The organism is Hydrogenophaga sp. SL48 (genome assembly GCF_021729865.1).
GTDB lineage: Bacteria > Pseudomonadota > Gammaproteobacteria > Burkholderiales > Burkholderiaceae_C > Hydrogenophaga.
This window is the reverse complement of record NZ_CP063400.1, coordinates 4,749,832-4,770,578: the sequence shown is the minus strand read 5'-3', so window position 1 is coordinate 4,770,578 and position 20,747 is coordinate 4,749,832. Positions and strand designations below refer to the sequence as shown.

Sequence of the window (20,747 nt, the reverse complement as noted above, 5' to 3'; positions counted from 1 at the left end):
CATGCAATGGGGAGGGCCCCGGTGCAACCCGGGTCCGGGGGCTGATCCGCCTTGGGGCGGCCCGGCGGCGGATCGTTGAACGGGTGACGCCAAGCCCATCGTCACGCACGCGCGTGAAGCGCGTGGATCGCTCGCGTAAAGTTGCGTGAATGTTCACCCCAACCGCCCCGCCGCCGCTGCCCGCCCCTTCGCTGACCGCCCTCCTGCGCGGCCTGGCGACGGCCCGACCCGATGCACCGGCGCTCAGTGGCCGTGAGCCCGGACAAGCGGCGATGCCCACCCTGAGCTATTCGGATCTGATGCAACAGGCCGACGCGCTGGCGCAGGACCTCGCCACCCGCTGGGGCGTTCAGCCGGGCGACCGCGTCGCCTGGCTGGGCCTCAACCACCCGACCCAGATCGCACTGCTGTTCGCGCTCGCGCGGTTGGGTGCCATGCTCGTGCCGCTCAACCACCGCCTCGCACCGGCCGAGTGGGCGGCGGTGCTGGCCGACTGCGCGCCGCGCTGCCTGGTGCACGACGCGACGTTTGCCGACGCTGCCACCGCCCTGTGCGCCGTACCGGGTGGCCCGGTCTGCGTCGCGCTGCGCGAGCTGAACACGCAGGCAGCCTTCACCGCCCTCCCCGCGCCAGTGACCGAGGCAACGGACCTCCCCGTGATGCTGGTCTACACCTCGGGCACCACCGGTGCGCCCAAGGCCGCCGTGCACACGCAGGGCAACCTGCTGGCCAACATGGCGATGGCGGCGCAGGTGCAGGGCCTGACCGCCAGCGACACGGTGCTCACCGTGCTGCCGCTGTTCCACGTGGGCGGTCTGTGCATCCAGACCCTGCCCGCGCTCTCGGTGGGCGCGCACGTGCTGCTGCACAGCCGCTTCGACGCCAGCGCCACGCTGCGGGCCATCACCACCGATCGCCCCACCCTCACGCTGCAGGTGCCGGCCACATTGAAGGCACTGACCGAACATGCGTTGTGGGCGGCCACCGATCTGACCTGCCTGCGCGCCGTGTGGGCGGGCTCCAGCGTGCTGCCGCCCGCTCCCCTGGCCGCATTTCATTCGCGCGGTGTGCCGGTGTGCAACGTGTACGGCAGCACCGAGACCGGACCGTTCTCCATCGCGCTGCCGCCGGAACGCGCGGTGTCGCACGCCGGCTCGTGTGGCTGGCCTGCACCGGGTGTGGAAGTGACGCTGCGCAGCGCATTGGGTGAAGTGGTGGCGCCCGGCGAGGTTGGCGAGCTCTGCCTGCGCGCGCCCAACGTCGTGCGGCGCTACTGGCCCGACCGAGCGGCCTGTGACACCAACGGCTTCTTCCACAGCGGCGACCTCGCGCAGCAGGCCACCGACGGCAGCTACACGGTGGTCGGCCGCGCCAAGGACATGATCATTTCCGGCGGCGAAAACATCTACCCGGCCGAGATCGAGAACCTGCTGCTGCAACACCCTTCCGTGATCGAGTGCAGCGTGGTCGGGCAGGCCGATGCGCGCTGGGGCGAGGTGGCGGTCGCCGTGCTGGTGCTGCGGCCCGATGCATCGGTGGGCGGCGACTGGGCCGCGCCCTTTCAGCACTTCCTCGACGGCCGGCTGGCGCGCTACAAGTGGCCCCGGCGCTGGCTGCGGGTGGACGCCCTGCCCAAGACCGCGCTGGGCAAGGTGCAGAAGGCCGCGCTCAAGACCCTGCTGGACGTTCCGGCACAGGAATGAGCCGGGTGGCCAACCAGATCAGGAGCAACACCGGCACACCGAGAAAGGCTGTCGCGGTGAAGAAGGTCGGGTAGTCATGGGCATCGACAAACGCGCCCGAGTACCCCGCCAGCCACTTGGGTGCAAGCAGCATCATGGAACTGAACAGTGCGTACTGCGTGGCCGAGTAGGTGACGTTCGTGAGGCTGGAAAGGTAGGCAATGAACGCGGCCGAGGCCACGCCCGCGCTCAGGTTGTCGGCAGAGATCACGGCGATCAGCGCCGTCACGTCGTGGCCATGACCAGCCAGCCAGGCGAACAGCAGGTTGCTCGCGGCCGACAGGATGGCACCCAGCATCAGCACCCGCATCACGCCCCAGCGCAGTGACAGCGCGCCGCCGATGAAGGCGCCCACCAGGGTCATGATCACGCCGTAGACCTTGGTGACCGCCGCCACCTCGTCCTTGGTGTAGCCCATGTCCACGTAGAACGGGTTGGCCATGATGCCCATCACCACGTCGCTGATGCGGTAAACGCCGATCAGCGCCAGGATCAGCAGCGCCTGATGGCCGTAGCGCTTCAGGAAGTCGGCAAAGGGCTCGACGAAAGCGCCCCGGAACCACTCGGCCGCATTGCGTGCGGGCGGCACGGCCAGCTGCACGGGCTCGCGCGAGAACAGCACCGTGACCACGCCCACCAGCATGCTCGCGGCCATGACGAGGTAGGCCGTGGTCCAAGCCGCGTTCTGGTACAGCGACCCGGGCGCCGGCTTCGCGGCATCGGCAGCTGCCGTGACCGCCGCCACCGCGGCCGGCGCCACCTCGGCCCGCGCCGCCAGCCACAACACCCCCGCGCCCGCCCAGATCATCGCCAGCCGGTAGCCCGTCTGGTAGGTCGCGGCGAGCACGCCCTGGTGCCGCGCGTCGGCGGACTCGATGCGGAAGGCGTCCAGCGCGATGTCCTGCGTGGCCGAGGCGAACGCCACCGCCAGCGCGCACCACACCACCACGTTCAGCCCGGTGCGCGGGTCCGACAGCGCCATGCCCACCAGCGCCGCCATGATCGCGCCCTGCGACAGCAGCAACCAACTGCGACGCCGCCCCATCCAGCGCGTGAGCATCGGGATCGACAGGCGGTCCACCAGCGGCGACCAGCACCACTTGAAGCCATACGCCAGCCCCACCCAGCTCAGGTAACCGATGGTCGTTCGGTCCAGCCCGGCCTCGCGCAAGCGAAAGCTCAGCGTGCCCAAGACCAGCAGCAGCGGCAGCCCGGCCGAGAAGCCGAGCGCGAACATGCGCAGGCTGGCGGGCTCCAGGTAAGCGCGCAGCGTCTCGCCCCAGGTGGGTCGGGCAGTGGTTTCGGGGCTCGAAAGCGTGACGGCGTTCTCGGTCATTGCGACAGGTGGGTGCGCCCGGCTGGGGCTTTGCCTATTATTGACCCATGTGTTTTCTCTGCGACCTCAAGACATCCTCCGCTCCACAGCGCGGCCCCTGGCAGGTGCGCCGCGCCTTCGTGCTCGCGGGGGCTGCGGCGGCCGCCCTGCCCGCCGTGGCGCAGGTCGATGTGGGCAAAGCCTCCAGCATGCGCAAGCTCGTGCCCGCCGACCAGATCGAGAAGGCTGGCAGCCAGCAGTTCGTCCAGACCGTGCAGGAAGCGAAGCAAAAGAACGCGCTCGTTCCCGCCAACCATCCGCAGACCCAGCGGCTGCATGCCATCGCCAAACGCATCATTCCGTTTGCGGCCGCCTGGAACCCGCGCGCCAAGGACTGGCAATGGCAAGTGGCGCTGATCAACAGCGACCAGATCAATGCCTTCTGCCTGCCCGGTGGCAAGATCGCCTTCTACACCGGCATCCTGAGCCAGCTCAAGCTCACGGACGACGAAGCCGCGATGATCATGGGCCACGAGATGGCCCACGCGCTGCGCGAACACGCCCGCGAGCGCCTGGCCAAAAGCAGCGCCACCAACCTCGGCCTGCGCCTGGGCGCCGAGTTGCTGGGCCTGGGCAACATCGGCACCGTCGCCGCCGACCTGAGCGCCCAGCTGCTCACGCTCAAGTTCAGCCGGGAAGACGAGAGCGAGGCCGACCTCGTGGGCCTGGAGCTGGCCGCCCGCGCCGGCTTCCAGCCCCAGGCCAGCGTGAGCCTGTGGCAGAAGATGGCCTCGGCCAACAAGGGCGGCGGCCCGGCGTTTCTCTCCACCCACCCGAGCGGGCCCAACCGCATCAGGGAGCTGCAGGCGAACGTGCCAAAGGTGCAGGGCCTGTACGAGCGGGCCCGGCGGGGCTAGCATCCGCCTGTCGGCGCTTGCCGGCACCCACCCGAAGGAGACACCCCATGAAAACCCTGGTGACCGCGTCCGCCCTGCTGTTCTGCTCCGTGGCGTTTGCCCACAACTGCCCCAACGAAATGAAGGCCATCGATGCCAAGCTCGGCACCAACCCGAGCCTGTCCATGAGCGACATGGACAAGGTGAAATCCTTGCGCGCGGAAGGCGAAAAAATGCACAAGGAAGGCAAGCACGACGCGTCCATGAAGGCCCTCGGCGACGCCAAGAAGCTGCTCGGCCTCTGATCCAGTGAAAAGGCGGGCACTCAGCCCCCGTTCACATACGGATTGAACCGCCGCTCTTCGCCCAACGTGCTCTCCGGGCCATGCCCGGGGATGAACACCGTCTCGTCGCCCATGGGCCAGAGGCGCTCCCGGATGCTGCTGATCAGCTGCGCATGATTCCCTTGCGGAAAGTCCGTGCGCCCGATGCTGCCGGCGAACAGCACGTCGCCCACAAACGCGCGCTGCGCCTCCGGCGACTGAAACACCACATGGCCCGGCGTGTGGCCAGGGCAATGGCGCACGTTGAGGATGCAGTGGCCGATCTGCACCGTGTCGCCATCGGCCAGCCAGCGCGTGGGCGTGAAATGTCCCGCCGGCGGAAAACCGAACATGGCGCTCTGCTGTGGCAGGCCGTCGATCCAGAACTGGTCGCCGGGGTGCGGGCCGATGATCGGCAGATTCAGCCGGGCGGCGAGTTCGGCCGTGCCGCCCGCGTGGTCGATGTGGGCGTGGGTGAGCCAGATCGCCTTGAGCGTGACGCCCAGGCGCTTCACCTCGGCCAGCAAGCGCTCCAGATCGCCCCCCGGGTCGATGATGGCGGCGTCCATCGTTTCATCGCACCAGACGATGGAACAGTTCTGGGCAAAAGCGGTGACGGGAACGGTGCGGTACTGGAACATGGGTCTCGGGGTCGGCTTTGAGGGACTGGCGGTACTGTATCAATCAGGTCGGTGGAACGCTGGCATCGCCACGCAGCAGGGTTCCACCCGGCCAGTGCCCCTCGGTGCAGAGGCGCTGCACCAGCGCCACCACCAGCCCGGCCACGGCCTGGGACGCGGATGACAAGGGGATGTGGACCGATGCGCAGAGCACCAGGACCCGCTCCAGGGGCGGGTTCACCACCGGCGTCGCCACCAGCAGACCGGCTTCGATTTCCGGCCGCAGCGGCATGACGGGCAACAAGGTGCGGCCGAGCCCGGCCAGCAGCGTGGTGCGCAGGATGCTGATGGAGCTGATGTCGGCAAACACCTGGGGCGGCGCCAGACCGGCCCGGGCCGCAGCCGCCTCGATGAGGGGGCGCACGCCGTGCGGACTCGCCGGCAGGATCAGCGGCCGCGCCAGTGCCTGGGCCAGCGTGATCGTCGCGGCCGAGGTGGTGCCGGGCCCGGCGGGCTCGATCAGGCACAGCTGCTCGCTCAGCAGGCCCGCGCTGGTGAAACCGCCCAGGTGGCCATCGTCGAACAACACGGCCAGGTTGATCTGCCCGGTGCGCAGCTGCCGCGTGAGGTTGCCCGTGAGTTCCTCGGTCAGTTCGAGCTCGATCCGGGGGAAGCGCTGGTGGACTTCGCGCAGCAGCGGCAGCGCCAGCGCGTTGGAGGCGCTGTGCGGGATGCCAAACACCACCTTGCCACGCGGCTCGTCGTCGGTGTCGCGCGCGCTGCGCAGCGCCTCCTCGGCCTGCCGCAGGATCGACACCGCGTGCGGGAAAAAGCGCTGCCCGGCGTCGGTCAGCTCCACACCGCGGCGTGAGCGGTGAAAGAGCCCGACACCCAGCTCGTCTTCGAGCTGGGCCACCTGGTGGCTGAGCGCCGACTGGGCGACAAACACCCGTTCGGCCGCCTTGGAAAAGCTGCCGCTGTCGGCGATGGCCACAAAGTAGCGCAGCTGTCGAAGTTCCATGGTGGATAAGGAATGGGGGGTCAGGACGGCGTCATCCATCTTGCTTCAAGATGGCACGTCACACAATCGGTATTGGACAGATGACGCTGGCGCCACTGTAATGCGTTCACCAACTTTGCCGACCATCTCTTCCAGCCACCCGCCGGAAGACACCCGCCGACCAGGCACCCGATGCCGGCAAAAAGCACCTCTTACCGGAAGTGCGGGGCCTTTGGCTCCTCGGCACCGAGGTTCCAACCGCAGAGCGGGACGGTTCGACGAAGGCACCGACTTGAGTCGGTTGATCGCTTCGGGCAAACTGAAGACGCTGCTTGCAGCGTGAACCGGCGCAGCGGCAGAATCCACCCAGGGTGCCATCGCAGCGAAGGACAGCAGCGCTTCAGCCAGCTGCAAGGGGCGTGCTTGAGACCCAGGGTGCGCCAGCGCACAGACCCGCTTTTTCAGCTCCACCAAGCTGTCCCCCGGGAGTCCTGCATGAAGTACAAAGACTATTACGCCGCCCTGGGCGTGCCGCGCGACGCGGGCCTCGACGCCATCAAGAAGGCCTACCGCAAGCTCGCCCGCGAGCACCACCCGGACATGTCCAAGGCGCCCGGGGCCGAGGCCCGCTTCAAGGAAGTGGCCGAGGCCTACGCGACGCTGAAGGACCCCGAAAAACGCGCCGCCTACGACGAGCTGGGCAGGCACCCCGCCGGTGAGCCGTTTTCGCCGCCGCCTCAATGGGGCCACGACCACGCCACCAACGGCTCGGCGTTTGACGAGATGGACCTCGAAGACCTGCTCGCCGCCATGGGCCGGGGCCGCCGCGATCCGCGCCAGGGCCCGCTGCCCCGGGACGGGCGCGATCTGGAAACCACCATTCGCATCAGCCTGGAAGACGCCCACCGCGGACGCACCGTGCACCTGAGCCTGGACGACGGTGGCCAGGAGCGCACGCTGGAAGTGACCGTGCCGCCCGGTGTGCGCGATGGCCAGAAGCTGCGGTTGCGCGGCCAAGGCGGCAAGGGCCAGAACGGCGGCGCCGATGGCGACATCTACCTGCACATCACGCTGGCGCCGCACCGCATTTTCCGCACCGACCACCAGGACCTGTACTTCGACCTGATGCTCACGCCCTGGGAAGCGGCGCTGGGCACGGAAGCCGAGGTGCCCACACTGGACGGCCCGGTGACGCTGACCGTGCCACCCGGCACGCGCTCGGGCCGCAAGCTGCGGCTGCGCGGGCGCGGCCTGGCGAACGGCCGCAGTGCCCCGGGCGACCTCTACGCCGTGGTGCTGATCGACGTGCCCGCCACCCTCACCGAGCGCGAACGCGAGCTATTCGAAGCACTCGCCAAAGACTCTTCATTCCACCCGCGCACCGCGCCAACAGGAGCCACTTCATGAACACCAACATGCAAGCCGTTGAATGGGTCTGGCTCGACGAGGTGCAGAGCGTCACGCTGCCCGAGCTGGCGCGGGTCTGCGGCATCACCACCGCCGACGTGGACGAGCTGGTGGAATACGGCGCACTGCGGCCGCTGCAGACCGGCCCGTCCGAGGCGGACCTGCGCCTGTTCAGCGCCGACTGCGTCACGCGCATGCGCACCGTCAGCAAGCTGCGGCTGGACTTCGATCTCGACCTGTTTGCCGTGGCCTTGCTGCTGGACCACATCCAGCGCATCGAGACGCTGGAGCAGCAGGTGCGCTCGCTGCAGGCGCAGCTGCCGACACGCCACTGAAAACAATCCGATTCAGCTCAGAGGCTGAAGTCGTATTCGATCGTGATGGGCGCGTGGTCGCTGAACTTCTCGGCCTTGTAGATGGATTCGGTTTTGGCGTGGGCCGCCAGCGCCGGCGTGGCCAGGTGGTAGTCGAGCCGCCACCCCACGTTGTTCGCGTAGGCCTGGCCTCGGTTGCTCCACCACGTGTAGCAGGTGTCGGTGGTGTCGGGCTGGAGCTGGCGGTACACGTCCACCAGCCCGCCCTCGCTCAGCAGCTTGGTCATCCAGGCGCGCTCTTCGGGCAGGAAGCCGCTGTTCTTCTGGTTGCTGCGCCAGTTCTTCAGGTCGGCGTTCTGGTGCGCGATGTTGACGTCGCTGCAGATGATGAAGTCGCGCTGGCCCTTCAGCGCCATCAGGTGCGGGTAGAACACGTCGAGGAAGCGGTACTTGGCCTCCTGCCGCTCGGGGCCTGAAGACCCGCTGGGGCAGTACACGCTGATGATGGAGCGCTTCGCCTTGGGCGTGTCGAAGCGCAGCTCCACGTAGCGGCCTTCGGCATCGAACTCGCCGCCGTCGAAGCCCACCACCACGTCGCTGGGCTCATGGCGCGTGTACACGGCGACGCCGGAATAGCCCTTCTTCTCGGCGAAGTGAAAGTGCCCCTTGAGACCGGCGATGGCCTCGAAGCGCCCGCCCACGTCCGGCGCCTGGGCCTTGACTTCCTGCACACAAATACAATCGGGCTGGTGCCCGGCGAGCCACGCCTCCAGCCCTTTGTTGCTGGCGGAGCGGATGCCGTTGAGGTTGAGGCTGGTCAGTTTGAACAAGGAATTCCCCATGGTGTTGGAAGCGGGCTCGGCGGCTGCCGGAACAAAAGACGGTGCGCTGGCGCAGGACTTCGTGCAGTTCTGCGTGGACTCGGGCGTGCTGCGCTTTGGCGAGTTCAAGACCAAGGCCGGGCGGCTCTCGCCCTACTTTTTCAACGCCGGCCTGTTCGACGACGGCGCCAAACTCGGCCGGCTCGCGCAATTTTATGCACAAGCCCTGGTTCAGAGCGGCATCGAATTCGACATGATCTTCGGCCCCGCCTACAAGGGCATCCCGCTGGGCGCGGCGGTCGCGATCGAACTCGCGCGCCTGGGACGCAACGTGCCGTTTGCCTACAACCGCAAGGAAGCCAAGGACCACGGCGAAGGCGGTTCGCTGGTCGGCGCGCCACTCAAGGGCAGGGTGCTGATCGTCGACGACGTCATGAGCGCCGGCACCGCTGCGCGCGAGTCGATCGCGCTGATCCAGGCCGCCGGCGCCACACCGCACGCGGTGGTGATCGCGCTGGACCGCCAGGAGAAAGCCACCGAAGTGGGCCCCGACGGACAGGTGCGTGACGTGGACCACAGTGCGGTGCAATATGTGCAACGCCAGCTGGGGATGCAGGTCTGCGCCATTGCGAGGCTGTCGGATTTGCTGCACTATCTGACGATGCACATGGGAGACGAACCAACCAGCCACCGCGACCGCGTACTGGCCTACCGCGAACGCTACGGCGTCGCTTGAGGAATCCCTTGCCCGTTTTCACTTCGATCCCGGTGGCCCACGCGCTGCGACATGCGGCGCTGGGTGTTGTGGCGATGTCGCTCTGTTCTGTCGCGCTGGCGCAGGACAAAGGCAAGGCGGGCATCTACAGCTGCGTCGACAGCAAAGGGCGACGCATCACCTCCGACCGCCCCATCGTCGACTGTCTGGATCGCGAACAGCGCGAGCTGAACAGCTCCGGCGTGGTCAAACGGGTGCTGCCCCCGAGTTACACCGCCGAGGAGCGCGCCCGCCTCGATGCGCAGAAAAAACAGGAAGACGCCGAACGTTCGCGTGCGGCAGAAGAAAAACGACGGGACCGAGCGCTGCTGATCCGTTACCCCAACCAGGCGGTGCACGACAAGGAACGCGCCGAGGCACTGGCCCAGATCGACGACGTGATCGGTGCGGTGAAGAAGCGTGGGGAAGAACTGGTCAAACAGCGTCGAGACATCGACATCGAACTGGAGTTCTATCAGAACGACGTCACCAAGGCGCCGTCCTGGCTCAAGCGGAAGATCGAGGACAACGCGGAGCAGATTCAGATACAAACCCGCTTCCTGAACGATCAGGGCAAGGAAAAACAGCGCGTCAATGCGCGGTTTGACGAAGAGCTGGCCAAGCTGAAGACGCTCTGGACGGCGAGGTAACCCTCCTGCACCGCTGACGCGGCCTCCCCCCTGGGGAACAACGCCAGTGGCCCGGCGAAGCCGGTTCCACGGCGTTTTCTGGGTTGGGGCACGCGCTCCGGCTGGGCAGCCGGTCGTGCGCCCCCTTTCCCTATTGCAGTTTCTGGCGCAGCAGGTCGTTGGCCTGTTGCGGGTTGGCCTTGCCCTTGCTGGCCTTCATGACCAGGCCCACCAGGGCGTTGAATGCCTTGTCCTTGCCTGCGCGGAACTGCTCGACCATGGGTGCGTTGGCGGCCATCACCTCGTCGATGATTTTTTCCAGCGCACCGCTGTCGTTCATCTGCTTGAGGCCCATTTCGTCAACAAGTCGATCGATGACATCGAGGCTTTTCTCAAGTGCAGTGCTTTCTCCCGACACAAACTGACCGGAAATCGCCGGTAGTGAGCCCGCGAGCAACGACGCATCCTTTCCCGCCCACAGCGCGTCCATCACCTGCTTGGCGGCGTTGTTGGACACCGTGCCGTCGGCGATGCGCTTGAGCAGCGCAGCCAGCGTGTCGGCGCCCACAGGCACCTGGGCGATGTCCTTCTCTTCGTTGTTCAGGCGGCGCGAGACCTCGCCCATGATCCAGTTGCTGGCCATCTTGGACTGGCCGCTGGCCTTGGCCGTGGTCTCGAAGTAGGCCGCCATCGCCGGGCTCTGCGTGAGCGTGGTGGCGTCGTATTCGGGCAGCCCATAGGTCTGCACCAGGCGCTCGGCCATCTGGCGCGGCAGCTCGGGCATGCCGGCCTTCACCTCATCCACCCACGAACGCGCGATCACCAGCGGCGGCAGATCCGGGTCGGGGAAGTAGCGGTAGTCGGCCGCGTCTTCCTTGGTGCGCATGGCGCGCGTCTCGCCGGTGTCGGGGTCGAAAAGCACCGTGGCCTGCTGGATGGCGTGGCCGTCTTCGATCTGCTCGATCTGCCAGCGGATCTCGTAGTCGATCGCCTGCTGCATGAACTTGAACGAGTTCAGGTTCTTGATCTCGCGGCGGGTGCCCAGCGGCGCACCGGGCTTGCGCACCGAGACGTTGGCGTCGCAGCGGAACGAACCTTCCTGCATGTTGCCGTCGCAGACGCCGATCCAGGTCACGATCTTGTGCAGCTCTTTCGCGTAGGCCACCGCCTCGGCGCTGGAGCGCATGTCGGGCTCGGTCACGATCTCCAGCAGCGGCGTGCCAGCGCGGTTCAGGTCGATGCCGCTCTGGCCGTGGAACTCTTCGTGCAGGCTCTTGCCCGCGTCTTCTTCGAGGTGAGCACGCACCAGGCGCACCGTCTTCTTCTCGTCACCGAGGAAGAAGCTCACCTCGCCGCCCTGCACCACCGGGATCTCGAACTGGCTGATCTGGTAGCCCTTGGGCAGGTCGGGGTAGAAGTAGTTCTTCCGTGCGAACACGCTCTGCTCGGCGATGTGCGAACCCAGCGCGAGGCCCAGGCGGATGGCGTGCTCGACCGCGCCGCGGTTCATCACCGGCAGCGTGCCGGGCAGGGCCAGGTCCACCGCGCAGGCCTGCGTGTTGGGCTCGGCGCCAAACGCCGTGGGCGCGCGGCTGAAGATCTTGGATTGCGTGGCGAGCTGGGCGTGGGTCTCGAAGCCGATCACGACTTCGTAGCCTTGCACCAGGAGGGATTTGCTTGTGTTGCTCATGATCAGAATCCCGAAGGCGTGCGGGTGTGCCAGTCGGTGGCCTGCTGGAAGGCGTGCGCGGTCTGCAGCAATTCACCTTCCTTGAAATAGTTGCCCACCAGTTGCAGGCCCACCGGCATGTTCGCAGCGCCGAAACCGGCCGGCACGCTCATGCCCGGCAGGCCGGCCAGCGAGGTGGACAGGGTGTAGATGTCGGCCAGGTAGTTGGCGACCGGGTCGTCGCTCTTCTCGCCGATCTTCCAGGCCACCGTGGGCGCCACCGGGCCGGCGATCACGTCGCACTGCGCAAAGGCACTCTGGAAGTCCTGAGCGATCAGGCGGCGGATCTGTTGCGCCTTGAGGTAGTACGCGTCGTAGTAACCGTGGCTCAGCACATAGGTGCCGATCATGATGCGGCGCTGCGCCTCGGGCCCGAAGCCTTCGCTGCGCGACTTCTTGTACATGTCGGCCAGGTCGTCGAACTTGGCGGCGCGGTGACCGAACTTCACGCCGTCAAAGCGGCTGAGGTTGGACGACGCTTCGGCCGGCGCGATGATGTAGTAGACCGGGATGGACAGCTCGGTGCGCGGCAGCGAGATGTCGACCAGCGTGGCGCCGAGCTTTTGATATTCGGACAACGCGGCGCGCACGGCGGCCAGCACGTCGGGCGCGCAACCTTCGCCAAAGAACTCTTTCGGCAGGCCGATGCGCAAGCCCTTGAGCGGCTGAGCAGCGCTGGCTCCTTCGCGCGGCTGGCCCAGCAAGCGCGTGTAGTCCTCGGCCGGGTGGTCGAGGCTGGTGGAATCGCGGTCGATGTCGGGGCCGGCCATCGCCGTCAGCAGCGTGGCGCAGTCGGCGGCGCTGCGCGCCATCGGACCGGCCTGATCGAGGCTGGAGGCGAAGGCCACCATGCCGTAGCGCGAACAACGGCCGTAGGTGGGCTTGATGCCGGTGATGCCGGTGAAGCTGGCGGGCTGGCGGATCGAGCCGCCGGTGTCGGTGCCGGTGGCGGCGGGCACCAGGCGAGCGGCCACGGCGGCGGCCGAGCCGCCCGAGGAGCCGCCGGGCACGCGGGCCGTGTCCCAGGGGTTGTGCACCGGCGCGTAGGCCGAGTTGTCGTTGCCCGAGCCCATGGCGAACTCGTCGCAGTTGAGCTTGCCCAGGGTCACGGCGCCGGCGGCGGCGAGCTGGCTCACCACGGTGGCGTCGAACGGGCTCTGGTAACCGGCCAGCATCTTGCTGCCGGCGGTGGAGGGAAAGCCCTGGGTGACGAAGATGTCCTTGTGCGCCAGCGGCACGCCGAGCAGCGGGCCGCGTTCGCCCGCAGCCACACGCGCGTCGGCGGCCTTCGCCTGCGCGAGCGTCAGGTCTTCGTTGAACGCCAGGTAGGCGCCCAGCCCAGCGTGCTGCTTCGCGCGCGCCAGCAGGGCTTGCGCCGCCTCGGCGGCGGACGTTGTCTTGTCGGCGATGGCGCCAGCCAGTTCGGCCACGCCCATCTCATGGATCTGCTTGGAACTCATTCGATCACTTTCGGCACGAGGAACAGGCCGCGCTCAACGGCGGGGGCGCTCCTCTGGTTGGCTTCGCGGTTGTTGGGTTCGCTGGCCACGTCCGGGCGCAGACGCAGGCTCACGTGGTCGATCACGGCGGTGGGGTGGGCCAGCGGCTCCACGCCGGTGGTGTCCACCGCGTTCATCTGGTCAACGATGTCGAAGAAGCCGTTGAGCTGGCCCAGCATGCGCTCGCTTTGGGGCCCGGAGAGTTCAAGGCGCGCCAGATTGGCGATGCGCCCGATGTCGGACAAGGTCAGGGACATGGCAGGACGGGAACCGGTGTAAGTGGAAAGAAACGGGCTGTTGGGGACCGAAATGCCCCTGAAACGGCCTGTAAAGTGATGGTTGGCCCCTTCGGGCGGCACAGTTATGCACAGGGGATACGGTATTATCCAAGGTTTAGCGGCAGAACCCGTTCCAGCACGCTTTTCGCCGCTGAATCAAAGACTTAAAGCCCCGACCTCCCGTCCAGCACCTGGCGATGACCGCACGAAGCGGCGGTCGTGCCCCACAGGATTTTTTCACCATGTTTGAAGCGTTCCGTCGGCAGTTTTCGACCGACCTGGCCATTGACCTTGGCACCGCCAACACCCTCATCTACGTTCGCGGCAAGGGCATCGTGCTCGACGAACCCTCGGTGGTGTCGATCCGCCACGAAGGCGGCCCCCAGGGCAAGAAAACGATCCAGGCCGTCGGCAAGGAAGCCAAGGCCATGCTGGGCAAGGTGCCCGGCAACATCGAAGCCATCCGCCCGATGAAAGACGGCGTGATCGCCGACTTCACCGTCACCGAGCAGATGCTCAAGCAGTTCATCAAGATGGTGCACCCGCGCTCGATGTTCAAGCCGAGCCCGCGCATCATCATCTGCGTGCCCTGCGGTTCGACCCAGGTCGAGCGCCGCGCCATCCGCGAATCGGCCCTGGGCGCCGGTGCTTCCGAGGTCTACCTGATCGAAGAACCCATGGCCGCGGCCATCGGCGCCGGTCTGCCCGTGTCGGACGCCTCGGGCTCCATGGTGGTCGACATCGGCGGCGGCACCACCGAAGTGGGCGTGATCTCGCTGGGCGGCATGGTCTACAAAGGCAGTGTGCGCGTGGGCGGCGACCGTTTCGACGAAGCCATCATTGCCTACATCCGCCGCAACTACGGCATGCTGATCGGCGAGCCCACGGCCGAAGCGATCAAGAAGAACATCGGTTCGGCTTTCCCGGGCTCCGAAGTCAAGGAAATGGAAGTCAAGGGCCGCAACCTCTCCGAAGGCGTGCCGCGCAGCTTCACCATCTCCAGCAACGAAATCCTCGAAGCGCTGACCGACCCGCTGAACAACATCGTCACGGCCGTGAAGAGCGCGCTCGAACAGACGCCGCCCGAGCTGGGTGCCGACATCGCCGAGCGCGGCATGATGCTGACCGGTGGCGGTGCGCTGCTGCGCGACCTGGACCGCCTGCTGGCCGAAGAAACCGGCCTGCCGGTGCTGGTGGCCGAAGAGCCGCTGACCTGCGTGGTGCGCGGTTGCGGCATGGCCCTGGAGCGCATGGAGCGCCTGGGCACCATCTTCACCAGCGAATAAAGGCACGGCGCCGGTTCCCGGCTCCAATCACGCCCTAGCGAGCCCACCCATCCATGCCACTGGGCACCCTGGACCGCACGCCTCCCCCGTTCTTCAAACAGGGGCCATCGGCCCTGTCCAAACTGATGGTCTTCAGCGCCGTGGCGCTGTTCCTGATGGTGGCGGACACGCGCTTCGGCGTCACCGCGCCGCTGCGCAGCGCGCTGGCCACGGCGCTGTACCCGGTGCAGTGGCTGGTGCTGCAGCCCATTGAAGCGGTCGGTCAGGCGGGCGGTTATTTCACCAGCCTGCACCAGGCCCAGCAGAATGAAGCCCTGGCCCAGAAGAAGCTGGCGTCGCAGGCTGAACGCTCCCTGCAGCTCGAACAACTCGAGCTGGAAAACCGGCGCCTGCGCGAGCTGCTGGTGATGCGCGAGCGCATCACCACGCCCACCACCGGCGCCCAGGTGCTCTACGACGCGGCCGACCCGTACTCGCGCAAGGTCGTGATCGACCGGGGGCAGACCCACGGCGTGGTGGCGGGCTCGCCCGTCATCGACGACAGCGGCGTGCTGGGGCAGGTGACGCGCGTCTACCCGCTGGTGTCGGAGGTGACGCTGCTGATCGACCGCGATCAGGCGATCCCCGTGCTCAACTCGCGCACCGGCGTGCGCAGTGTGGTCTACGGCCAGCCCGGGGTGGACGGCGATGGCATGGAGTTGCGCTACACGCTGTCCAATGCCGACATCGCCGAAGGCGACCTGCTCACCACCAGCGGTGTCGATGGCGTCTACCCAGCTGGCCTCCCGGTCGCGAAAATCGCCCGCGTCGAGCGCCGCGCCGAATCGTCGTTCACCCGCATCAACTGCACGCCGCTCGCGCGCGTGCAGGGTGCGCTGCATGTGCTGGTGCTCACCCCCGTGGGTCAGGGCCTGCCGCCGTCGCCGCTGCCGGATGCCGCCGCCAAACCCCGGCGCCCGGCCAGCGACACGGCCAATGCGAGGAGCGCGCCATGATCATGCGCCCCGGACAGCAGCTGCTGCTGCCCGCCAACCCCGCCTTCATCTGGTTCAGCCTGTTCGTGGCCCTGCTGTTGAACATGGTCATGAACATGGGTCTGTGGGGTCGAGGCGCCTGGGTGCCTGACCTTCTGGCGGTGGTGCTGGTGTTCTGGAGCGTGCACCAGCCCCTGCGCGTGAGCGTGGGCGTGGCCTTCCTGTTCGGGTTGACCATGGATGTGCACCAGGGCGCCTTGCTGGGCCAGCATGCGCTCGCCTACACGGTGCTCGGCTACGCCTCGGTCTTCATGCACCGGCGCCTGCTGTGGTTCGGCGTGCCGACCCAGGCGGTGCAGGTGCTGCCGCTGTTTTTCGCGGCGCACCTGCTGGAGTTGCTGGTCGGCATGATCGCGGGGGGCGCCTTTCCGGGCTGGTCTTACCTGCTGGCGCCGGTGATCGACGCCGCGCTCTGGCCGGTGGCCAGCGTGATGCTGCTCGCGCCTCAGCGCCGCGCGCCCAACCCCGACGACAACCGGCCGCTCTAGATGGAACACCCCCTGCGCCGCCTTCGGCGTCTCCCCCCTCAAGGGGGGCGATGCGAGTGGCCCGGCAAAGCCGGTTCCACCGCATCCTGGCGTGAAAACTTCCCGCGCCGGACACGTTTCTCCGCCGGGCCGCCCCAAGGCGAAACGACCCCCTTGGGGGGCAACGACCCGCGCAGCGGTGGAGTGTGGGGGCTTGTCCTTTGACTGAACTTCGCAACGTCGAAGCCGACCTGGCGCAGTTCCGCACCCGGGTGCTGGTGGCGGGGCTGGCGGTGGTGTTTGCGTTTGGCCTGGTGGCCGCGCGCATGGTGTACCTGCAGGTGCTGCGCCATGAAGACCTGGACGCGCAGGCCGAGAGCAACCGCACGGCGGTGCTGCCGGTGGTGCCCAACCGGGGCCAGATCCTGGACCGCCATGGCCGCGTGCTCGCGACCAATTTCTCCGCCTACACGCTGGAGATCACGCCGTCCAAGGTCGAGGACCTTGACGCCACCATCGACGCGCTGGGCACCCTGGTGAACATCGAGCCGCGCGACAAGCGCCGCTTTCGCAAGCTGCTGGAAGAGTCGCGCAGCTTCGACTCGTTGCCCATCCGCACGCGCCTCACCGACGACGAGGTGGCGCGCTTCACCGTGCAGCGCTACCGCTTCCCCGGTGTGGACGTTCGCGCGCGCCTGATCCGGCACTACCCGTACGGCGAAATCGCCAGCCACGTCGTGGGCTACATCGGCCGCATCAACCAGCGCGAAAAGGAGTCCATCGAAGACTGGCCGGAAGAAGAACAGGCCAACTACCGTGGCACGGAGTACATCGGCAAGCTCGGCGCCGAGCAGCATTACGAACGCGAGCTGCACGGCGTCACCGGCTTCGACCGGGTCGAGACCTCGGCCGGCGGGCGCGCCGTGCGCTCACTCGCCAACACCCCCGCCACGCCTGGCAACACGGTGGTGCTCGCGATCGACATCAAACTGCAGAAGCTGGTCGAGGACATGTTCGGCGACCGCCGGGGCGCGCTGGTGGCGATCGACCCGCGCAACGGCGAGGTGCTCGCCTTCGTGAGCAAACCGACCTTCGACCCCAACCTCTTCGTCGAGGGCATCGACGTCGAAAACTGGCGCATGCTCAACGAGTCGCTCGACAAACCCCTGCTGAACCGCGCCTTGCGCGGCACCTACCCGCCCGGCTCAACCTACAAGCCCTTCATGGCCCTCGGCGCCCTGGAAACCGGCACCCGCAGCGCCACCACCATCGTCAACGACCCGGGCTACTGGATGTTCGGCAACCACCGCTTCCGCAGCCACGGCGACGGCGGCCTGGGTGCGGTGGACATGCACCGCAGCATCGTCAAGTCGAGCAACACCTACTACTACTCGCTGGCCAACGACATGGGCGTGGAGGCGATGCACGACTTCATGGCCCCGCTGGGTTTTGGCCAGATCACCGGCATCGACCTGCGCGGCGAAGTGCGTGGCGTGCTGCCCAACCAGGAATGGAAGCGCACCAACTACAAGCGGCCGGAGCAGCAGCGCTGGTACGCGGGCGAGACCATCTCGCTGGGCATCGGTCAGGGCTACAACAACTTCACCATGCTGCAGGTCGCACACGCCCTGGCCACGCTCACCAATGGCGGCATCAAATACAAACCCCATCTGACGCTGGCGACCGAAAACGTGTTGACCCGTGAACGCACGCCGCTGCCGCTGGAGGCGCCGGTGGACATGGGTTACCAGCGCGAGAACATCAACGTCGTGCTGCGCGCGATGCAGGCCGTGACCACCGAAGGCACCTCGACGCGCGTGTTCGCGGGCGCCGGCTACACCAGTGGCGGCAAGACCGGCACCGCGCAGGCCGTGACCATCGGCCAGAAAGACCGCTACGACGCACGCAAGCTCGAAGAGCACCAGCGCGACCACTCGCTCTACATCGCCTTTGCCCCGGTGGAACAACCGCGCATCGCGCTGGCCGTGGTGGTGGAGAACGCCGGTTTCGGCGCCGCCAGCGCCGCCCCGATCGCGCGCCGGGTGTTCGACTTCCTGCTGATGGACCAGTATCCGAACCCGCAGGATCTGGCCGCGGTGCAGAAGGGCGAGGCATCGGCCCCCATCGGCACGCCGCTCAAGGCCAGCACGGTTCAATGGCCGCCTGCACAGGAAAGCACCCCCGCCGCGCTGCGCGCGACCCCCTGACAGGGGGCGATGCGAGTGGCCCGGCAAAGCCGGTTCCACCGCATCCTCGCTGAGACATCGCGCGTCGGCTACGCTACCGCAGCCATGCGTCGTAAGACGTCTTCAGGATCAACGCACTAACCACCACGATGAACGCCGCGCGCACGAAGCCGCTGCCGTGCTTGAGCGCCAGTCGCGTGCCGAGCAGGCTGCCGACCACGTTGGCCACGGCCATCACCAGTGCGAAATGCCACCAGACGTGGCCCTTCCAGGCGAACAGCATCAGCGCCGCCAGGTTGGACGTGGTGTTGAGCAGCTTGGCGCTGGCGCTGGCGTGCAGGAAGTCGTAGCCCAGCCAGCGCACGAACAGGAACACGAAGAAACTGCCGGTGCCGGGGCCGAAGAAACCGTCGTAGAAACCGATGGTGGCGCCCAGCGTGGCGGCGGCCATCGCCTCCTGACGGCCCGTGAAGTGTGGTGTGTGATGCCGACCCAGGTCCTTGCGGGCCAGGGTGTAGAGCAGCACACCGAGCAGCACCAGCGGCAGCGCGCGGCGCAGGAAATCGGGTGAGATGATGGTCACCGTCCACGCACCCAGCATCGAGCCGGCGAAACACACGGCCGCCGCTGGCAGCAGCGCGCGCCAGGGCATCTGCACCCGCTGCGCGTACTGGACCGTGGCCACCCCCGTGCCCCAGATCGACGCGCCTTTGTTGACACCGAACAGCGTGGCCGGGTGGGTGTTGGGAAACACCGCGAACAGCGCCGGGACGAGGATCAGCCCGCCGCCACCGACGATCGAATCCACAAAACCGGCGAACAACGAAGCTATTGAGACGAGCAGCAATTCCATGCAGAGATTGTCACCCCCCTGCGCCGCTGCGCGGCTTCCCCCCAGGGGGACCACGCCCTGGGACCGGCAGAGCCGGATCCTCGGCGTGTGCTGGGCTCAGGCACGCGCTCCGGTGAGGGGTTGGCTATTGCCGTGCAGCGTTCAGCGTCACTGCGCCTGGGGCAACTCCAGCACGAACTCGGCGCCACCGCCCTCGGCGTTGCGCGCGCTCAGGCGCCCGCCGTGCTGCTCGACGATGCCGTAGCTGATCGACAGGCCCAGGCCCGTGCCCTTGCCCACCGGCTTGGTGGTGAAGAAGGGGTCGAAGATGCGCAGCAGGTGCTCGGGCGGGATGCCCGGCCCGCTGTCGCGCACGGTCACATGCACCTGCGTGCCCTCGCAGGCCATCGCCACCCAGACGCAGGGCGACGCCACCCCGGGGCCGCCCACGGCATCGAACGCGTTCTGCAGCAGGTTCATCATCACCTGCTGCAGCTGCCCCGCACTGCCCATCACGTTGCAGGGCGCGCCCACCTGCCAGCGCACGTCCACCGGCGTCGGCCGGCCTTTCTGCACCCAGTGGATGGCACGCTCGATCACCTCGACCAGGTTCACCGGCACACGCTCTTCGGAGTCCATGGCCGAAAACCGCTTGAGGCCGTGCACGATGTCGGCGGTGCGCTGCGCGCCTTCGAGCGTGCCTTCGATCAGCGAGGGCAGATCGCCCATCAGGTGCTCGATGCGCAGCTTCTGCCGCAACGCCTGCAGCACCGGCTCGGGCTCGTGGGCGTGCAGCGCGCCCATGTAGGTCTGCAGCCGGTCGCAGTATTTGCGCAGCGCGTGCACATTGCCGAGCACGAAGCTGATCGGGTTGTTGAGCTCGTGCGCCACGCCCGCCACCAGCTGGCCGAGCGAGGCCATCTTTTCCGAATGCAGCAGTTGCTGCTGGGTGCGCTTCAGGGCCTCGTGCGCGGCGCGCATCTCGTGGTACGCACGCTTAAGCTCGGCCGTGGGCCGGCCCACCCACACGGTGCCGACGCGCCGGCCGTTGGGGCCGATGCGCGGTGTGCAGTTCGCGTCCACCGGCACCGGCTGGCCCGCGCGGTCGAGCAGGTTGAGCTCGATGCCCTGGCCGGCGCGCGGTGCGTCGGACCGGTCCATCGCGGCGCGCGCTGCGTCCACGCTGGCGGCGTCGGCCAGCAGGTCGGCCAGGCTGCTGCCGCGCAGCTGTTCCTCGGGACGGCCCACCAGCTCACACAGGGCCGCGTTGGCCTGTTCGATCAGACCGCGCTCGTCGCAGACCACCAGCACGTCCGACATGGAAGTGAGCACGCTGAAGATGAACTGCTGCGACTGCTCCAGCTCGGTGTTCTTCTTCTCCAGCTCGACCTCGTCGTCGATCAGCCGCGTGTAAACCTCATCCATCTTCTGGATCACGTCCAGCCAGGTGGACTCGTCCACACCCTCCATCGGAACGGTGGGCAGCGGACTGGGAGAACGCGGCTTGCTCATGACGAAGCCATGATTGAGGATGCCGTGACTCCACCAAGGACACCGCCGGGCTGGCTTTGCCAGACGGCTGGTGTCGCCCCCTTGAGGGGGTGACGCGAAGCGG

At 67.4% G+C, this 20,747-nt stretch carries 20 protein-coding genes; 11 read left to right on the top strand and 9 right to left on the bottom strand.

Annotated features, from left to right (window positions below; translation table 11 throughout):
- Positions 1-149: 149 nt before the first annotated feature.
- A complete protein-coding gene (locus tag IM738_RS22625) occupies positions 150-1,703 on the top strand; it encodes a class I adenylate-forming enzyme family protein (RefSeq protein ID WP_236963281.1) in 1,554 nt (517 codons plus the stop codon).
- On the opposite strand, the gene IM738_RS22620 is transcribed toward IM738_RS22625, so the two are convergent.
- Positions 1,669-3,078 carry an AmpG family muropeptide MFS transporter gene (locus IM738_RS22620; RefSeq protein ID WP_236963280.1) on the bottom strand — a complete coding sequence of 470 codons (1,410 nt, stop codon included), beginning with the start codon at positions 3,076-3,078 and terminating at the stop codon, positions 1,669-1,671. The genes IM738_RS22625 and IM738_RS22620 overlap by 35 nt on opposite strands.
- A 47-nt stretch (positions 3,079-3,125) precedes the next feature.
- On the opposite strand from IM738_RS22620, the gene IM738_RS22615 reads away from it, so the two are divergent.
- Positions 3,126-3,974 carry a M48 family metallopeptidase gene (locus IM738_RS22615; RefSeq protein ID WP_236963279.1) on the top strand — a complete coding sequence of 283 codons (849 nt, stop codon included), beginning with the start codon at positions 3,126-3,128 and terminating at the stop codon, positions 3,972-3,974.
- 47 nt (positions 3,975-4,021) lie between these two features.
- Positions 4,022-4,258 (top strand): hypothetical protein, encoded by a 237-nt coding sequence (locus IM738_RS22610; RefSeq protein ID WP_236963278.1) that lies wholly within the window; start codon positions 4,022-4,024, stop codon positions 4,256-4,258.
- 20 nt (positions 4,259-4,278) lie between these two features.
- Here IM738_RS22610 and IM738_RS22605 read toward each other — a convergent pair whose 3' ends face one another.
- Both IM738_RS22605 and IM738_RS22600 read right to left on the bottom strand, forming a co-directional pair.
- Positions 4,279-4,917 carry an MBL fold metallo-hydrolase gene (locus IM738_RS22605; RefSeq protein WP_236963277.1) on the bottom strand — a complete coding sequence of 213 codons (639 nt, stop codon included), beginning with the start codon at positions 4,915-4,917 and terminating at the stop codon, positions 4,279-4,281.
- A 43-nt stretch (positions 4,918-4,960) separates the two neighbouring features.
- Positions 4,961-5,917: a LysR family transcriptional regulator gene (locus tag IM738_RS22600; protein ID WP_236963276.1), complete on the bottom strand. Its 957-nt coding sequence runs from the start codon at positions 5,915-5,917 to the stop codon at positions 4,961-4,963.
- 474 nt (positions 5,918-6,391) lie between these two features.
- Here IM738_RS22600 and IM738_RS22595 point away from each other — a divergent pair, with 474 nt between their 5' ends.
- On the top strand, positions 6,392-7,303 hold the full coding sequence (locus tag IM738_RS22595) for a DnaJ C-terminal domain-containing protein (RefSeq protein WP_236963275.1): 912 nt from the start codon (positions 6,392-6,394) through the stop codon (positions 7,301-7,303).
- The gene (locus IM738_RS22590; protein WP_236963274.1) at positions 7,300-7,638 is read left to right on the top strand and encodes a chaperone modulator CbpM; all 339 of its coding nucleotides are present in this window, start codon (positions 7,300-7,302) and stop codon (positions 7,636-7,638) included. Before IM738_RS22595 ends, IM738_RS22590 begins: the two co-directional genes overlap by 4 nt.
- 17 nt (positions 7,639-7,655) lie before the next feature.
- Here the strand turns inward: IM738_RS22590 and IM738_RS22585 are convergent, their stop codons facing one another.
- A complete protein-coding gene (locus IM738_RS22585; protein WP_236963273.1) occupies positions 7,656-8,459 on the bottom strand; it encodes an exodeoxyribonuclease III in 804 nt (267 codons plus the stop codon).
- Between IM738_RS22585 and pyrE the strand changes: the two genes are divergently transcribed.
- The gene (gene pyrE / locus IM738_RS22580; protein ID WP_236963272.1) at positions 8,458-9,174 is read left to right on the top strand and encodes an orotate phosphoribosyltransferase; all 717 of its coding nucleotides are present in this window, start codon (positions 8,458-8,460) and stop codon (positions 9,172-9,174) included. The two genes, IM738_RS22585 and pyrE, sit on opposite strands and share 2 nt — an antisense overlap.
- Positions 9,175-9,206: 32 nt before the next feature.
- Positions 9,207-9,842, top strand: coding sequence for a DUF4124 domain-containing protein (locus IM738_RS22575; protein ID WP_236963271.1), 636 nt, complete (start codon positions 9,207-9,209; stop codon positions 9,840-9,842).
- Positions 9,843-9,972: 130 nt separating this feature from the next.
- Here IM738_RS22575 and gatB read toward each other — a convergent pair whose 3' ends face one another.
- Genes gatB through gatC form a run of 3 tightly spaced genes read right to left on the bottom strand, consistent with a single transcriptional unit; the run spans position 9,973 to position 13,306 of the window.
- Positions 9,973-11,511: an Asp-tRNA(Asn)/Glu-tRNA(Gln) amidotransferase subunit GatB gene (gene gatB, locus IM738_RS22570; protein WP_236963270.1), complete on the bottom strand. Its 1,539-nt coding sequence runs from the start codon at positions 11,509-11,511 to the stop codon at positions 9,973-9,975.
- Between the two features lie 2 nt (positions 11,512-11,513).
- Positions 11,514-13,010 (bottom strand): Asp-tRNA(Asn)/Glu-tRNA(Gln) amidotransferase subunit GatA, encoded by a 1,497-nt coding sequence (gene gatA / locus IM738_RS22565; RefSeq protein ID WP_236963269.1) that lies wholly within the window; start codon positions 13,008-13,010, stop codon positions 11,514-11,516.
- Positions 13,007-13,306, bottom strand: a complete 300-nt coding sequence (gatC, locus tag IM738_RS22560) for an Asp-tRNA(Asn)/Glu-tRNA(Gln) amidotransferase subunit GatC (RefSeq protein WP_236963268.1) — start codon at positions 13,304-13,306, stop codon at positions 13,007-13,009. The genes gatA and gatC overlap by 4 nt, the downstream gene beginning before the upstream one ends.
- 263 nt (positions 13,307-13,569) lie before the next feature.
- Between gatC and IM738_RS22555 the strand changes: the two genes are divergently transcribed.
- The 4 genes from IM738_RS22555 to mrdA all read left to right on the top strand — a co-directional run bounded on the left by IM738_RS22555 (position 13,570) and on the right by mrdA (position 18,321).
- Positions 13,570-14,613 carry a rod shape-determining protein gene (locus IM738_RS22555; RefSeq protein ID WP_236963267.1) on the top strand — a complete coding sequence of 348 codons (1,044 nt, stop codon included), beginning with the start codon at positions 13,570-13,572 and terminating at the stop codon, positions 14,611-14,613.
- A 53-nt stretch (positions 14,614-14,666) separates the two neighbouring features.
- On the top strand, positions 14,667-15,608 hold the full coding sequence (mreC, locus tag IM738_RS22550; RefSeq protein ID WP_236963266.1) for a rod shape-determining protein MreC: 942 nt from the start codon (positions 14,667-14,669) through the stop codon (positions 15,606-15,608).
- Complete coding sequence (gene mreD / locus IM738_RS22545) at positions 15,605-16,135, top strand: rod shape-determining protein MreD (RefSeq protein WP_236963265.1); 531 nt, start codon at positions 15,605-15,607, stop codon at positions 16,133-16,135. Before mreC ends, mreD begins: the two co-directional genes overlap by 4 nt.
- A gap of 200 nt (positions 16,136-16,335) precedes the next feature.
- On the top strand, positions 16,336-18,321 hold the full coding sequence (gene mrdA / locus IM738_RS22540) for a penicillin-binding protein 2 (RefSeq protein WP_236963264.1): 1,986 nt from the start codon (positions 16,336-16,338) through the stop codon (positions 18,319-18,321).
- Positions 18,322-18,394: 73 nt separating this feature from the next.
- Here mrdA and IM738_RS22535 read toward each other — a convergent pair whose 3' ends face one another.
- Both IM738_RS22535 and IM738_RS22530 read right to left on the bottom strand, forming a co-directional pair.
- Complete coding sequence (locus IM738_RS22535) at positions 18,395-19,153, bottom strand: sulfite exporter TauE/SafE family protein (protein WP_236963263.1); 759 nt, start codon at positions 19,151-19,153, stop codon at positions 18,395-18,397.
- Between the two features lie 147 nt (positions 19,154-19,300).
- Positions 19,301-20,644, bottom strand: coding sequence for a PAS domain-containing sensor histidine kinase (locus IM738_RS22530; protein ID WP_236963262.1), 1,344 nt, complete (start codon positions 20,642-20,644; stop codon positions 19,301-19,303).
- Between the last annotated feature and the right edge of the window lie 103 nt (positions 20,645-20,747).

Excerpts from the sequence above, each read along its gene's own strand:
- IM738_RS22625 (WP_236963281.1), top strand. The coding sequence starts at position 150 with ATGTTCACCCCAACCGCCCCGCCGCCGCTGCCCGCCCCTTCGCTGACC.
- IM738_RS22620 (WP_236963280.1), bottom strand. The coding sequence starts at position 3,078 with ATGACCGAGAACGCCGTCACGCTTTCGAGCCCCGAAACCACTGCCCGA.
- IM738_RS22615 (WP_236963279.1), top strand. The coding sequence starts at position 3,126 with ATGTGTTTTCTCTGCGACCTCAAGACATCCTCCGCTCCACAGCGCGGC.
- IM738_RS22610 (WP_236963278.1), top strand. The coding sequence starts at position 4,022 with ATGAAAACCCTGGTGACCGCGTCCGCCCTGCTGTTCTGCTCCGTGGCG.
- IM738_RS22605 (WP_236963277.1), bottom strand. The coding sequence starts at position 4,917 with ATGTTCCAGTACCGCACCGTTCCCGTCACCGCTTTTGCCCAGAACTGT.
- IM738_RS22600 (WP_236963276.1), bottom strand. The coding sequence starts at position 5,917 with ATGGAACTTCGACAGCTGCGCTACTTTGTGGCCATCGCCGACAGCGGC.
- IM738_RS22595 (WP_236963275.1), top strand. The coding sequence starts at position 6,392 with ATGAAGTACAAAGACTATTACGCCGCCCTGGGCGTGCCGCGCGACGCG.
- IM738_RS22590 (WP_236963274.1), top strand. The coding sequence starts at position 7,300 with ATGAACACCAACATGCAAGCCGTTGAATGGGTCTGGCTCGACGAGGTG.
- pyrE (WP_236963272.1), top strand. The coding sequence starts at position 8,458 with ATGGTGTTGGAAGCGGGCTCGGCGGCTGCCGGAACAAAAGACGGTGCG.
- IM738_RS22585 (WP_236963273.1), bottom strand. The coding sequence starts at position 8,459 with ATGGGGAATTCCTTGTTCAAACTGACCAGCCTCAACCTCAACGGCATC.
- gatB (WP_236963270.1), bottom strand. The coding sequence starts at position 11,511 with ATGAGCAACACAAGCAAATCCCTCCTGGTGCAAGGCTACGAAGTCGTG.
- gatA (WP_236963269.1), bottom strand. The coding sequence starts at position 13,010 with ATGAGTTCCAAGCAGATCCATGAGATGGGCGTGGCCGAACTGGCTGGC.
- gatC (WP_236963268.1), bottom strand. The coding sequence starts at position 13,306 with ATGTCCCTGACCTTGTCCGACATCGGGCGCATCGCCAATCTGGCGCGC.
- IM738_RS22555 (WP_236963267.1), top strand. The coding sequence starts at position 13,570 with ATGTTTGAAGCGTTCCGTCGGCAGTTTTCGACCGACCTGGCCATTGAC.
- mreC (WP_236963266.1), top strand. The coding sequence starts at position 14,667 with ATGCCACTGGGCACCCTGGACCGCACGCCTCCCCCGTTCTTCAAACAG.
- mreD (WP_236963265.1), top strand. The coding sequence starts at position 15,605 with ATGATCATGCGCCCCGGACAGCAGCTGCTGCTGCCCGCCAACCCCGCC.
- IM738_RS22535 (WP_236963263.1), bottom strand. The coding sequence starts at position 19,153 with ATGGAATTGCTGCTCGTCTCAATAGCTTCGTTGTTCGCCGGTTTTGTG.
- IM738_RS22530 (WP_236963262.1), bottom strand. The coding sequence starts at position 20,644 with ATGAGCAAGCCGCGTTCTCCCAGTCCGCTGCCCACCGTTCCGATGGAG.